Source organism: Pseudomonas sp. 67(2021), from assembly GCF_017491835.1.
In the GTDB taxonomy this organism is placed as follows: Bacteria; Pseudomonadota; Gammaproteobacteria; order Pseudomonadales; family Pseudomonadaceae; genus Aquipseudomonas; species Aquipseudomonas atacamensis.
Genome location: NZ_JAFGYL010000007.1, coordinates 200465 through 213450, shown reverse-complemented (window position 1 = coordinate 213450; position 12986 = coordinate 200465). Strand labels below are relative to the sequence as shown.

The 12986-nt window shown below is 60.3% G+C and carries 10 protein-coding genes; 1 reads left to right on the top strand and 9 read right to left on the bottom strand.

Annotated elements, in window-relative coordinates; genetic code table 11:
• Positions 1-9: 9 nt before the first annotated feature.
• The 6 genes from glgA to J5M66_RS12200 all read right to left on the bottom strand — a co-directional run bounded on the left by glgA (position 10) and on the right by J5M66_RS12200 (position 7398).
• Positions 10-1596 (bottom strand): glycogen synthase GlgA, encoded by a 1587-nt coding sequence (glgA, locus tag J5M66_RS12225; protein WP_122746326.1) that lies wholly within the window; start codon positions 1594-1596, stop codon positions 10-12.
• 590 nt (positions 1597-2186) lie between these two features.
• Entirely contained in the window at positions 2187-3140 is a 954-nt protein-coding gene (locus J5M66_RS12220; protein ID WP_123442540.1) for a D-2-hydroxyacid dehydrogenase family protein, read from the bottom strand.
• Positions 3141-3152: 12 nt separating this feature from the next.
• A complete protein-coding gene (locus J5M66_RS12215; protein ID WP_122746324.1) occupies positions 3153-4199 on the bottom strand; it encodes an alpha/beta hydrolase in 1047 nt (348 codons plus the stop codon).
• Positions 4200-4285: 86 nt separating this feature from the next.
• Positions 4286-4720, bottom strand: coding sequence for a YqaA family protein (locus tag J5M66_RS12210; RefSeq protein WP_207809140.1), 435 nt, complete (start codon positions 4718-4720; stop codon positions 4286-4288).
• The gene (locus tag J5M66_RS12205; RefSeq protein WP_041480975.1) at positions 4720-5166 is read right to left on the bottom strand and encodes a DUF411 domain-containing protein; all 447 of its coding nucleotides are present in this window, start codon (positions 5164-5166) and stop codon (positions 4720-4722) included. Before J5M66_RS12205 ends, J5M66_RS12210 begins: the two co-directional genes overlap by 1 nt.
• Positions 5167-5406: 240 nt before the next feature.
• Positions 5407-7398 (bottom strand): methyl-accepting chemotaxis protein, encoded by a 1992-nt coding sequence (locus J5M66_RS12200; protein WP_122612245.1) that lies wholly within the window; start codon positions 7396-7398, stop codon positions 5407-5409.
• Between the two features lie 354 nt (positions 7399-7752).
• Between J5M66_RS12200 and J5M66_RS12195 the strand changes: the two genes are divergently transcribed.
• Entirely contained in the window at positions 7753-8280 is a 528-nt protein-coding gene (locus J5M66_RS12195; RefSeq protein ID WP_024012886.1) for a hypothetical protein, read from the top strand.
• 45 nt (positions 8281-8325) lie between these two features.
• On the opposite strand, the gene J5M66_RS12190 is transcribed toward J5M66_RS12195, so the two are convergent.
• From J5M66_RS12190 to J5M66_RS12180, 3 genes are read right to left on the bottom strand one after another with little or no spacing between them, the layout of a single operon-like run.
• Entirely contained in the window at positions 8326-9261 is a 936-nt protein-coding gene (locus J5M66_RS12190) for a GNAT family N-acetyltransferase (protein WP_207809137.1), read from the bottom strand.
• Positions 9230-10540, bottom strand: coding sequence for a phenylacetate--CoA ligase family protein (locus J5M66_RS12185; protein WP_207809135.1), 1311 nt, complete (start codon positions 10538-10540; stop codon positions 9230-9232). The genes J5M66_RS12190 and J5M66_RS12185 overlap by 32 nt, the downstream gene beginning before the upstream one ends.
• Positions 10541-10583: 43 nt before the next feature.
• On the bottom strand, positions 10584-12986 hold the full coding sequence (locus J5M66_RS12180) for an aldehyde dehydrogenase family protein (RefSeq protein WP_207809132.1): 2403 nt from the start codon (positions 12984-12986) through the stop codon (positions 10584-10586).

Genomic DNA, 12986 nt, shown 5'->3' with positions numbered 1-12986 from the left:
ACTCCCTGGTTATTTGTGGCTGGCTTTACCCAACGCCTTGGCGACCAGTTGTTCATATAGTTCGGCGTACGGTTCAACTGCCTTGCTCCAGTTGAACGGTGCAGCCATGGCACGGCAACGCATGGCGTTGAGCAGTTCCGGGAAGGCGAAGACCTTGAACGCGCGGCTCAGGGCTTCCTTGTAGCTATCAACGGTGGACTCATCGAAGAGGAAACCGGTGACGCCGTTTTCAATGGTGTCGGCCAGACCGCCGGTGTTGCGCGCGACCGGCAGCGAGCCGAAACGCTGGGCGTACATCTGGCTCAGACCGCATGGTTCGTAACGCGACGGCATCAGCAGGAAATCGCTGCCGGCGAACATGCGTCGGGCATCGGTCTCGTTGAAGCCGATGCGCACGCCGATCTGGCCTGGGAAGCGCAGAGCCAATTCGCGCATGGCTTGCTCTTCTTCCGGCTCGCCGCGACCAATGATTGCGATCTGGCCACCGTTCTGCACGATGAACTCGGACACCGCTTCGGTGAGGTCGAGACCTTTCTGATAGACCAGGCGCGAAACCACGGCGAACAGTGGGCCGGTAGAGTCATTCAGGCCGAACAGCTCACGGACGTGGGCGGCGTTGACCGCTTTGCCTTCCCAGTCGCCGATGGCGAACGGGGCGAACAGGTGCGGGTCGGTCGCCGAATCCCAGCTCTCGTCGATGCCGTTCGGGATGCCGCTGAGCAGGCCTTGCTGGGTCTTGGCGGCAAGGAATCCGTCGAGGCCACAGCCGAAGTCCGGGGTGGTGATTTCTTGCGCATACGTCGCGCTGACCGTGGTGATGTGGCTCGAATAGGCCATGCCGGCCTTGAGGAACGACATCTTGCCGTAGAACTCCATGCCTTCCTGTTGCAGGGCATGGGTGGGAATCCCCAGCTCCGGGCAGGAACCGAGGCTGGTCACGCCCTGGTAGGCAAGGTTGTGAATGGTGAACAGGGTTGGCGTGCGCTGCCCGCGCCAGTGCATGTAAGCGGGCGCGAGGCCAGCCGGCCAGTCATGGGCGTGCACCAGATCCGGGCGCCAGTGGATTTGCGCAAGGTTGGCGGCGATGTCGGCAGCGGCCAGGCCGAGACGGGCGAAGCGGATATGGTTGTCCGGCCAATCGCGACCGTTGTTGGCGCCGTAAGGGCCACCTTCACGCTCGTAGAGTTCAGGGCAGATCAACACGTAGATCACCAGGCCATCGGGCATGTCCATGCGTCCGATCTTGCAAGGTGGCAGCGCAGCGTGGCCACCCAGCTCGCCGATAATGTGAATCGGGTTTTCGCTGTGCACCACCTGCGGATAACCGGGGATCAGCACCCGCACATCATGCAGATGGGCCATGGCCCGGGGCAGGGCGGCGGAGACGTCACCGAGGCCGCCGGTCTTGACCAGATCGGCGATTTCCGAAGTCACGAACAACACTTTTTTCTTGTTGGGATTCTGGCTTGCTACCGGAGCAAGCGTCTTGTTGCCGGGTACGTTGATCTGTCGGCTGCCGGGAACACTGATGGTGCTCGATTCTCCAAGCGACTGGTGAGCACGCTCTCCCTGAATATCCAATGCCGCACTGATCATATGTATCTCCCGTGTGTGATCTGATTCTTGTCTCGAACAAGCTGTTTCGTGGCCAAGTCCTGTGGCCGGGCGCAAAGGCGCCACGCATCGGTGAGCAAATGCTGACCCAACACGCGCAAGCAGAATGGGTGGTGAGGCCGTTGCAAGGATTACACCAGTCGCTTTCGCCCAGTTGTTCTGATGACCTGTGGCGTGAAGCAAAAGTTTCGACTTTTTTTCGTCGGTATGACCGAGTGGTTTGGCCACTGAAAAATGAGTCTAGGCCAGATCCTAGAGCGGGTTGGGGCAAATGGGTAAATTGTTCGACAATCGGTTGTGTCGGGATGTAAGCGAGGGTTCAGGAGGGGAAACGCTCCGACGAAGGGCATGTTTTTCGGTCGGAGTGGGCCAAAACGGTGACTGGGCAGTCACGATTTTGTGCTAGGGGATGGGCGGGTTGCACCGTTGTGGTGCGAGGCTGTTTCAAAGTGTCGTCCGAGGTGACTTCTTCGCGAGCAGGCTCGCTCCCACATTGGAACGCGTACAACCTGTGGGAGCGAGACTGCTCGCGAAGAGGCCTGTTGCAGCAACTCAACTTTAAAGTGATGGAATCAATTCAACAGACGCACCGGCTCCCCAGCTGCCCAACCCTGAATATCCTCGATCATCTGCCGGAAGAACTGTTCGTAATTCTGCCGACTGACATAGCCCACATGGGGGGTAGCCAGGACATTGTCCAGCGTGCGAAACGGGTGCAGGGCCGGCAAAGGCTCTTGCTCGAACACGTCCAGCGCCGCCCCGGCAATGCGCCGTTTCTGTAGCGCCTTGATCAACGCCGCTTCATCGACGATCGGCCCGCGAGCAGTGTTGACCAGCAGCGCGCTCGGTTTCATCCACTCCAGCGCCTGGGCATCAACCAGACCGCGACTGCGTTCGCTGAGCACCAGATGCACCGACAGCACGTCGGCCTGCTCGAACAATTGCTGCTTGCTGACATACGTCACGCCGGCCTGTTCGGCGCGTTCGGCGGTGAGGTTCTCGCTCCAGGCAATCACCCGCATGCCGAACACCTGGCCGAACTGCGCGACCCGCTGGCCGATGCTGCCCAAACCCAGGATTCCCAGGGTCTTGCCGTGCAGATCGCCGCCGAGGCCCTGTTGCCACTGGCCGGCGCGCAAGGCATTGGCTTCCTTCACCAGATCACGGGTGGCCGCCATGATCAGCGCCCAGGTCAGTTCCGGCGCGGCGTGTTTGTAACTGTCGGTGCCGCAGACCTTGATGCCCAGCGCTGCAGCGGCCGGCATGTCCAGCGCGGCATTGCGCATGCCGCCGGTGACCAGCAACTTCAGATTGGGCAAGCGCCCGAGCAAATCGGCGTCGAAACGCGTGCGTTCGCGCATGACGCAGATCACCTCGTACTGGCCGAGGCGCTCGGCCAGTGTCGCGTTGTCGGCCGGGTAATCATGCACAAACGTCACTTCACCGATGCTCTCCAGCACGGACCAGTCGACCACGTCGCGGGCCACGTCCTGCCAGTCATCGATCACTGCAATCTGCACCGTCATCGGCTTGCCTCATCAAGGAGCGGAAGGAGTCTTGCCCAGCCAGCCGAGCAGCGCCTGATGGAATTTTTCCGGTTCTTCCATTTGCGGCGCATGACCCATGCCCGGGAATTCAATCAGCGTCGACTGCGGAATCAACTTGGCGACCTGTTTGCCAAGCACCTCGTAGTGGCCGATTTTCGCTTTGACTTCCGGCGGTGCGAGGTCCTTGCCGATGGCGGTGGTGTCGGAGGTGCCGATCAGCAGCAGGGTCGGCATCTTCAGGTCCTTGAACTCGTAGTAGACCGGCTGGGTGAAGATCATGTCGTAGATCAGCGCCGAGTTCCACGCGACCTGGGTCTTGCCCGGACCTTTGCTCAGACCGGCGAGCATGTCGACCCAGCGATCGAATTCGGGCTTCCAGCGGCCATCGTAATAGGTGGTGCGCTCATAGTCGCGAATGCCCTTGGCCGTGACCTTCAACTCACGCTGATACCACTGATCGACGGTGCGATACGGAACGCCGAGGGCTTTCCAGTCTTCCAGACCGATCGGGTTGACCATCGCCAATTGATCGACCTGCTCCGGGAACAGCAGCGCATAACGGGTGGCGAGCATGCCGCCGGTGGAGTGACCGAGCACAGTGGCTTTCTGAATGCCCAACGCCTTGAGCAATTGCTGGGTGTTGGTCGCCAGTTGCTGGAAGCTGTACTGATAGTGCTCGGGTTTGCTGGAGGTGCAGAAGCCGATCTGGTCCGGCGCAATCACGCGGTAGCCGGCATCGCTCAAGGCCTTGATCGAACTGTCCCAGGTCGCCGCGCAGAAATTCTTGCCGTGCATCAGCACCACGGTGCGGCCGTTGGCCTTGCCATTGGCGGCGACGTCCATGTAACCCATTTGCAGCTTCTGACCCTGGGATTCGAAGGCGAAGTGTTTAAGCGTGTAGGGATATTGGAAGCCTTGCAGCTCCGGGCCATAGGCAGGCCCTTCGGCGGAGGCGGTTTCAGTGGCTGCGTGCGCCATTAATGGCAGGGCAGCGCTGAGGACGAGGCCGGGCAGCCAGCGGGAAAGCGTGACGGACATAAGCACAAACTCCTTGAAAATTGGCCGACTCTGGAAGGTCGGGATTACGCCGACGTTAAACAAAGGCAATCACAGGAAGGGTTGGTTCAACCGAGCCAGCCCAGGGTCAGCAAGGCCAGCACGCCATAGCGCGCGCCTTTGGCCAGGGTGACGATCAACAGAAAGCGCCCGAGCGGTTCGCGCATGACGCCTGCTATCAAGGTCAGCGGATCGCCGATCACCGGTAGCCAACTGAGCAGCAGCGACCAATGCCCATAGCGCTCGTAGTGCTTGCGCGCCTTGGCCATATGCCGCGGACCGACCGGGAACCAGCGTCGATCCTGAAAGCGCTCGATGCCGCGGCCCAGCCACCAGTTGACTAGCGAACCGAGCACGTTGCCCAGCGTCGCCACCGCGAGCAAACCCCACAGCCAGTAACGCTCGCTGACGATCAGGCCGACCAGCAGCGCCTCGGACTGCAACGGCAACAATGTCGCCGCGCCAAACGCAGCAAAGAACAGGCCGAAGTAGGCTGCCCCCATCAACGGGCCGGGTAGTCCGCCACTACCACGTCAGCGCCGTCCTTCTTCAGGCCGATCACTTGGTACGCATCGCTCATGCCGTCCATTTCCATGCCCGGCGAGCCCATTGGCATGCCCGGTGCAGCCACACCCAGCAGATCGTCACGCTTGCTCAACGCAAGCACCTGATCGGCCGGCACGTGACCTTCAACGAATTTGCCATTGATGATCGCCGTGTGGCAGGACGCCAGACGCGGTGGTACGCCGTGTTGCTGTTTAAAGCTGCTCATGTCGCTTTCGACGTGATCTTCGACTTTGAAGCCATTGGCTTCGAGATGGCTGATCCACTTTTTGCAGCAGCCGCAATTGGCATCGCGGTGCACTTCGATCGGGATCAGTTCGGCGGCTTGCGCCAGGGAGGAGATGAACAGGGCGCTCAGGGCGAGCAGACGCAGTTGGCTTCGCATGGGAATGGGCTCTCGACTCGGTGAAGGTCAGCAAGAACGCATTTTGACCTGTTTTCCCGCTCCTATATCAACTGAGTGTTTCCAGTTGCTACAAAACACCCGAACCAATGTGGGAGCGAGCCTGCTCGCGAATGCGGTTGACCAGCCGCAGATACAGTGACTGAAAAATCGCTTTCGCGAGCAGGCTCGCTCCCACAGGGGAATGGCGTAAAGGCCAAAATCCCCGTGATCGCGGTTGGCTTAACTGACCTTGAACCGCCCCATGATCGCGCTCACGCGGCTGTTGGCTTCGAGCAACTGGCGGGTATTCAGCTCGCTGGCCTGGCCGCTCTGCACCAGTTCATCGACCATGTGGCGAATCTGCACCATGCTGCGGTTGATCTCTTCAGTCACTGCGCTTTGCTGTTCGGCGGCGGTAGCGATCTGCGTGCTGAGGCTGTTGATGTGGCTGACCGAGCCGGCCATTTCGTCCAGCCCCGAGTTGACTCGGGCGGTGGCGTCAGCGGCGGACTGGCAACTGGCCTGGGTGTTTTCCATGGCGCTGACCGAGGAACTGACGCCTTGGGTCAGACGAGTCAACATTTCGTTGATTTCCGAAGTGCTGGCCTGAGTGCGGGCGGCAAGGGCGCGGACTTCATCCGCCACCACCGCAAAGCCACGACCCTGTTCACCGGCACGCGCCGCCTCGATCGCGGCGTTGAGGGCGAGCAGGTTGGTCTGCCCGGCAATCGCACCGATAACACCGAGGATTTCGGTAATGCGCTGGGCGTCCTGCTGCATGTTTTCAACTTTGTGTGTAGCGCTGGCCACTTCGTCGATCAGCGCGACCACGCTGTTGGTTGCTTCACCCACCACGACGCGCGAGCGATCGGCATTTTCATTGGCGCGCTGGGTGAACGCAGCGGTTTCAGCGGCATTCTGCGCCACGCTTTCAGCGGTCGAGCTCATTTCGGTAATGGCAGTGACGGTCTGGTCGGTTTCCGAGGCGTGACGCAGCAGAATCTGGCTGGTGTGCGCCGAAGTGCGTTGCAGATTGTCGAGGCTGGACGCCATGGCACCGGTGGCCTGGGTGACTTCGCCGATCATGTTCTGCAAATAGACGATGAAGGTGTTGACCGAATGGCCGATGGCGCCCAGTTCGTCCTCAGCGCGAATGGTGATGCGGCGGGTCAGGTCGGCGTCACCGCTGGACAGTGAATCGATGTTGGCTTTCAGAGCCTTCATGCGCTGTACCAGTTTGCGAATCGCGTAAACCTGCAACAGCACCAGCAGGATCACCAGCGGTATCTGGATCAGGCTGAGACTGTTGAGCACATCGTCACGCTGGGCGGTGAGCATTTTGGTCGGCAGGGCGGTGGCGAGGAACCACGGTGTGCCCTCGATAGGGCGCATGAAGAATGTGGCGTCTTCACCGTTGTTGTCGAACTCGACGCGTTGCGCTTTATCGCGGTTCTGCAGGCCGGTCTTGATCTGATTGATGAAGGTCGAGCTGGCCGCCAGTTCGCTGATGTTCTTCAACACGATCGGGCCGCTGATGCGCGAGCTGTTACTGATGATCTTGCCGTCAGCCTCGACGATGAGCATTTCGGCGTTGAGGTCTTTTTCCTTGCGCGCCACCAGGTCGTTGAAGAAGCCCAGGGTCACGTCGATGGTCGAAACGCCCCAGGCACTGCCGTTCTTGTAGATCGCCATGGCGCAGTTGGTGCGCGGCTCGGCACTGGCGTCGTCCTTATAGGCAGCGGCCCACGCGCACTGACCGCGCGGGGTGGCCATGCCGCCCTTGTGCCAGCTCTGGTCGTAGTAGTTCGGTGCGGCGTCGCTGTTCCAGAACGTATTGACCTTGAGCTGACCCGAGGCATCCCGGTGCCAGAAGGTGCTGAACTTGTTGCGCCCGGCTTCGCGCTGGCCCGGCAACGGCCAGATACCGCCGCCAAAGACTTTCAGTTCGCCGTACTGATCCACCAGCCCTGGCAGCACCACGTCGATGGCGGCGCTGTCGAGCAGGGGGATGGTCTGGGTGATGCTGCGTTGCTGCGCCTGCACCTTGTTCAGTTCGCCCTGAATCTGCACGGCGACTTCGGCGATGCGGTTGAGCACGACCTTCTCTTCGGTATCGCGCAGGGTCGGTGCGACCAGTTGGCTGATGCCGACCACGGTGAGCACGGACAACAACAGGATGAACAGAATCAGAAACAGCGTGTAGCGAGCCTGAATAGTGCGCAGTGCGGGCATGGAACTGATCCTTGAGCGGCGTTTTTGTTGGAGGGCAGGAATAAAACAGGGCGGGTATCACAGCGTATCGTCGTTACGGGCGGAAGCTTTAGGTACTTGCGCGCCGAAAGAACTCAGGGCGATGACCGGTTGGTATCGGGATTGGTACATCTCCAGCAATCGCCACAGTTGTTACATCCTGATGACGGCTCTGAAGCAATGTTTGCGGGCCTTAAGCTCGGTGTCATGAATGTACGAGATTTGTAAAAAAGCGCACAAATGACTTGGTGCGATCAGGCGCATCGGCCGATACTCGCGCCCATTCAATTGGTTGGAACAAGGACATTTCATGCTCATTGCACAAGGAATCCTCGCATGACGATCGGCTATACCGGCGCCTGGGAAAGCAAGGCGGGCGTAATGGTCCGTGATACCGGGGCGAAGAAACAGGTTTCGCAGAGCGTCAAGGTGCAGCAGATGCTGACCCTGGTCGGCAACGATCCGAATGCGCTTAACGTCGCGGAGATGGACAAACAGGGTTTGCGCAAGCAGATCAAGGGCTTTGATCCAGCCAACGTCTCCGTAAAGCAGTTGGGCAACCTCAGCGAATTCCTGCGCGGGCGCGGCCTGATTTCCGAGATCACCTCGATCACCTTGCTCAATGCCGGCGACAAATTCGACCGCTTCGGCGTGCAGAAAGACCCGGAGGCGAAGTTCAACGCGCTGGAGTATTTCGCCACGCAGCTCGATGCCATCCAGACCAACAGTCTCAATGGCAATTACTACGGCAAGAGCCTGATTCCCGAATTCAAGAAAGCCATTTACGTCCTGCAGAATCTCAAGACCTATGGCGAAGGCAATGCGGCAGTTCCGTCCGACAAAGGCCTGAAGGCAAAGGCCTGACTTCTGCCGATGAAGCCCGCTCATCCGTGTGCGGGCTCGGGCTGATTACACCGCAGCCATGGCTCGCCCAGTGAGTTGACGTTGTGCCTGGTCGTGTAACTGCTGCATGTGCGGGCAATGCAATGTCAGCTTGCGCGTGCGGTAGCCGCGATGAAACAACGTCAGCCAGCCTCCTCGATTGTCTTGCGCAGGCGCCAGACCGGTGAAAGCAAAACCGATGGCGTTAAGACTGTGCAGATCCACGGCAAACTGTCGGGACAGCTGCAAACGAATCGAAATCAACCAATGCCCGGGCAACGTTCTCAGCTGATCGAGCAGTTCCGGTTCGAGTTTTTTCACGAGCATTTCATGGCGATCGCCGTGTTGTTGAACCTGAACCGAGGGCCCGCGCCAGCATGCTGCACTGGGAGAACAGCCAAACGCCGCCGTCATACGCTCCATGAACGCACGGTAGCGGGTTGGCCACGGCTGCTCCGGCAGCGGGCGCTGATAGCCGTCTATGGCGCGGACACCCAAGACGATCGACTCCGGTGTTTTGCCGCCAAAGGGTGAGCGGACATAGTCCGGCAACAGTCCGGTGTTATGAAAACCGAGACCGATAGCCATGCGTTGGGTATAGGAGTGGTGGGTGACCTGTTTGATCGAAACGCTGCGACAACCCAACGCTTGTGCATGAGTCAGCAGTTGCGCGCCCAGGCGCGTGGCAATGTTCTTGCCGCGGGTATCGGGATGTACGACGCTCAAGGCCAGTTCGGCATCGTGCGAGCTTTCGCTCTGCCGATACAAAGTGGCATGGCCAAGAATCCGTTCACCCTCGACCGCAACCAGTGAGTGCCAGCGCTTGGCTGCGTGGTTCTGATTGATCAGGCAGGGCAGGTAGACGTCGCTTTGCACGTAATGATCGCCATAGACCTCGCGAAACAGCTGGCTGACTGCCGTGGCGTCGGTGTCACGGTAATTGCGCAGGATCAACGCTTGCATCACGCACCTCCCTGTCATGTCGGTCGTAGCAGCGTAAATCGACGATCCGCAGGCTTTTCCCTGCGCGAGGATGGCGCGCAAGGTCCTCGAAGCGGCAGCTCTGTATACGCAGCTGCAATAACCCGGCGCCTCGCAGTTGTGGTATCTGCGGATACAGTTCGATCAAGCGGGCCTCGAGTCTGTCCTCGATGCGGGTCGATCCTTCGTTGACTACGTATTTCACCGTCAATAGATCCCTGCCGTCGTCGTGTTCGATCAATAACTGCCAATCGTTGCTGCCAGTGATGCTCCGTACGCTTTCGCTGATTTCATCGGTCATCAGCGACAGAATGCCGACCCGCACACGCTGGCTGCTGCCGCTGCGCCCGCGCAGGGCGAATTTGCGTTGCGCAGTGCCCGACGGCTCTCGCCAGCACGCGAGATCTCCGACGTGATAGCGGATCAGCGGCATCAAGCGGCGATGCAGATTGGTCAATACGAGCAGACCGGTTTGATCGCAGGCCTCGATCGTTGCGCCGCTGTGCTGATCGACAATCTCCAGCAGTACGTGGCCGTCAGGTGTGCGATGTTCTCCTTCGATGCAGTCACGATGACTAGCACCGATAAATCCGCCATCGACACTGGCGTAGCCGATCGAGGCAATGCGCGCGTTGGGCAGCACTTGCTCAAGGAGCTGGCGTTGTGAGGCAAACAGACTCTCCCCGCCATAAAGCACGGTATCAACCAAGGGCAGCGCAAGGCCGCGGTGTTGGAGCCAACTGGCGAAGGTCAATAATTGCGCAGGCACGCCAGCCAACACGTTGATCCGGTGTTGCACGATGGCTTCGGCCAGCATTGGCGGGTCGACTTCGCCGGTAAACGGAAACTCGGTGATAGGCGTTTCCACATGGGCCAGTGAATCGTGGATAAACAGGAAACTGGCGTAGAGGTCGCCAGCGAAGAACAGATTGGCGACACGGTCGCCGGAGCTGAATTGCTCGCTCAGACTGCGGCCGAAAGCTTCCACTGTGCGTTGCCATTCCGTTCGGGCATATACGGAGAGCCTGCCGCCGCCGGTTGAGCCACCGGTCTTGAAGACCAGGGCGTGGGCAATCGGGGCAGTCAGAACCGGCCATTGCGCCAGATCCGCGCTGTCTTTCCAGAAGTCTGCCGGATCAAGTAGTGGCAGTTCGCGCAGCGAGCTTATTGCCTCGGGAATATCGGCGAGGCTGTTCCTGTAGTAGGGCGAATGCTTGCGGGCAAAACCCGTCAATTCGCTAATCGGGTCGGTTGTTTTCACGGTGTGTTCTTCTTGATTCGAATGAGCCAGCTCACGGCAAGCGTCAGCGGCGGGAGTCAATGACCAGCGGCGTCTTGCCGCTGTGTTTGTTTTGAACGAAGTGCTCGGGCGGGCATTGTTCGATCTGCAGCACCAGCAGTCCGCTGTCGACTACGGTCATCAGGGTCAGGTAATCGGTGAGACGGTGTTTAGCGATGTCGGCCGCAAGTTCACAGTGCAGTTGCATGCGCTCGACGCCCTCGGCGCTGTGGTCCAGCTGCAACTGAAACGGCACTTGCAGCCGCGACGCCAATTCGCTCAGGGAGATGAAGTCAGTGCCGATGCGCAACAGCTTGCCGTGGCGTTGCAACAGCTCGAAGCGTGGCGACGTCAGCCCGCAGGCGCAGACGCCCGGCAGCCAGCGCCCGGTGTCGCCAATCTCATAACGCTGCACGCGCTGGCCACCCTCGCGGGCGAGCGAGGTCACCACCAGCCGGCCCACCTGATCATCGGCCACCGCCACATCCGCATCGAACGCGACAATCTCCAACTGCTGGATTTGACTCATCAGATGGAAAATCCCATCCGCCGAATCCTCGCAGGCATGCCCAAGCGGACCGGCATCGACGCTGCCGTAGATCGCCGAGCGAATGCTCGAGACGCCACAACTGCGCAGCAATGCACGGTTCTGCTCGCTCAGGTGCTCGCCACCGAGAAAGACCTTTTCAACCCCGCCATAAGCGCGCAGCCGCTGCTGCTCATTCAAAAACAGGCGATGCAGTGTGGCGGGCATTCCCACCAGCACGTTGACCCGTTGGTCGATGATCAGTTGGGCAATCTCCCGGTAGTCGTCATCGATAGGGGCGGCCATGGGCAGGTGCGTCACCTCGAGCAATTCCAGCGCTTTGCTGAAACTTAGAAAACCGCCGTACAGCCCGCCACAGAAGAACAGGTTCATGACCCGATCCCGCGCCGGATCAAGACCAGCGGCGAACAGCCCATCAGCGGTTGCGCGCATCTGCCGATCGAAATCGCGATAGCTGTAGCCGGCCAGAGCAGGGGTGCCGCTGCTGCCTCCAGAGCGGAAATACAGCTGCGCCTGATCGTTGATGGGCTGGGCGACGAACGCCTCTTTGTTCATGATCGCAGCGCACGACTTCGCCGCGAGTGGCGGTGAATCGAGACTGGCCTGATTCGGCAGCTGCGTGGCCGCCAGACTCACCGATACCCGCCGACTCAAACGTTGCAGCGCATAGACGCCGTCATGGGGTTCGCCTGCGTAACCGTCGTGAATGCTGCCGATCGATGCGATACGCGTGACCCCGGCGGCGATCAACGCATGGGTAAGCTCGGCAATGCGCGATTGCGCACACACCAGCGCACAGCTTTGCAGGACGTTGCGCCACGGCAGCAGGGTGGCGGTCAGCAGCGCTTGCGGCAGCGGGTGCAGCAGTACGCTGCGAAACAGCGGTGAAGGCGCGAGTTGCCGATCATGGCTCCATATCACCCGCCAGCCCGGGCCGCTCCACACTTGCCCGGTGTGCCCGGCAAAACTCTGACCGAGGCGGGCCATCTGCGTGTGCGTGGTAATTTGGGCAGCTTCCTGGATTGTCGGTACCAGTGCCGGCCACTGTGCGGCGCGTCGTTGCAGGGCCTGCGCCAGGCGTTCACCGATATCGCGCAGAACCTGCGGATCATCGCTGTCCACCAGCAGCCATTGCGGGCTGGAGCAGGCCTGCTGATCCAGTCGGCAGACTTCGTCGGCGACGGCATCAAGCGCCTCCGGCGTAGACGATTCCGGGGTGAGATAGACGAAGCTGATGCGGTGCCCCCAATCGATCCAGCGACAACCCGGCACCAACTGTTGCCGAATCGCTTGCAGGGCCGCTTCGCCACCCCACGCTGCAACGCCGTTGGCGGGTTTGCACAGCTTGCCGATCTGCTCGGTGCTCGCTGGAATCACCGCCACATGTCCGGCCAGTTGTCCGCTTGCATCGCAGTCGACCAACGCGCGCAACAGTCGCGCCGTCAGGCCTTGATCGCTGCGGCTGGGGCGCAACCAGTTGACGTTGCCGGCGAGCAGACTTTCCACCACCGCGCAAAAGGCCAGCAGCGGCGCGTTGGCCGGAGTGATGTGCACCACCAGCCCGAGTGGACGCCAGGCTTCGAAGCGTGGCTGGCGATAATCGAAACGACGCAGGCAATCGGCTTCGGCGCCCAACTCACGCTGGCGTTTGTAGGCTAGCGCTTCGGGTTGGCAGAAATCGATCAGGGCCTGCCGCTGCTCGTTGTCGAGGCGCAGATCCGTGTGCGCGTCATGCAGCTGCCGGGCAAATCCAGCGACTGCTTCGATGACTGTGCGGCTGTCGAGTGCCCTCGCCAAGTGTTGCGGCAACGCCTGTTGCAGGTCTTGCAATGCTTGGTCAAGGCTATAAGCGTGGTGCAGTTGTCCATTGATCAAATACAT

What these genes read in the sequence shown, in the direction of transcription:
- glgA (WP_122746326.1), bottom strand. Translation starts at nt 1,596, where the DNA reads ATGATCAGTGCGGCATTGGATATTCAGGGAGAGCGTGCTCACCAGTCG.
- J5M66_RS12220 (WP_123442540.1), bottom strand. Translation starts at nt 3,140, where the DNA reads ATGACGGTGCAGATTGCAGTGATCGATGACTGGCAGGACGTGGCCCGC.
- J5M66_RS12215 (WP_122746324.1), bottom strand. Translation starts at nt 4,199, where the DNA reads ATGTCCGTCACGCTTTCCCGCTGGCTGCCCGGCCTCGTCCTCAGCGCT.
- J5M66_RS12210 (WP_207809140.1), bottom strand. Translation starts at nt 4,720, where the DNA reads ATGGGGGCAGCCTACTTCGGCCTGTTCTTTGCTGCGTTTGGCGCGGCG.
- J5M66_RS12205 (WP_041480975.1), bottom strand. Translation starts at nt 5,166, where the DNA reads ATGCGAAGCCAACTGCGTCTGCTCGCCCTGAGCGCCCTGTTCATCTCC.
- J5M66_RS12200 (WP_122612245.1), bottom strand. Translation starts at nt 7,398, where the DNA reads ATGCCCGCACTGCGCACTATTCAGGCTCGCTACACGCTGTTTCTGATT.
- J5M66_RS12195 (WP_024012886.1), top strand. Translation starts at nt 7,753, where the DNA reads ATGACGATCGGCTATACCGGCGCCTGGGAAAGCAAGGCGGGCGTAATG.
- J5M66_RS12190 (WP_207809137.1), bottom strand. Translation starts at nt 9,261, where the DNA reads ATGCAAGCGTTGATCCTGCGCAATTACCGTGACACCGACGCCACGGCA.
- J5M66_RS12180 (WP_207809132.1), bottom strand. Translation starts at nt 12,986, where the DNA reads ATGTATTTGATCAATGGACAACTGCACCACGCTTATAGCCTTGACCAA.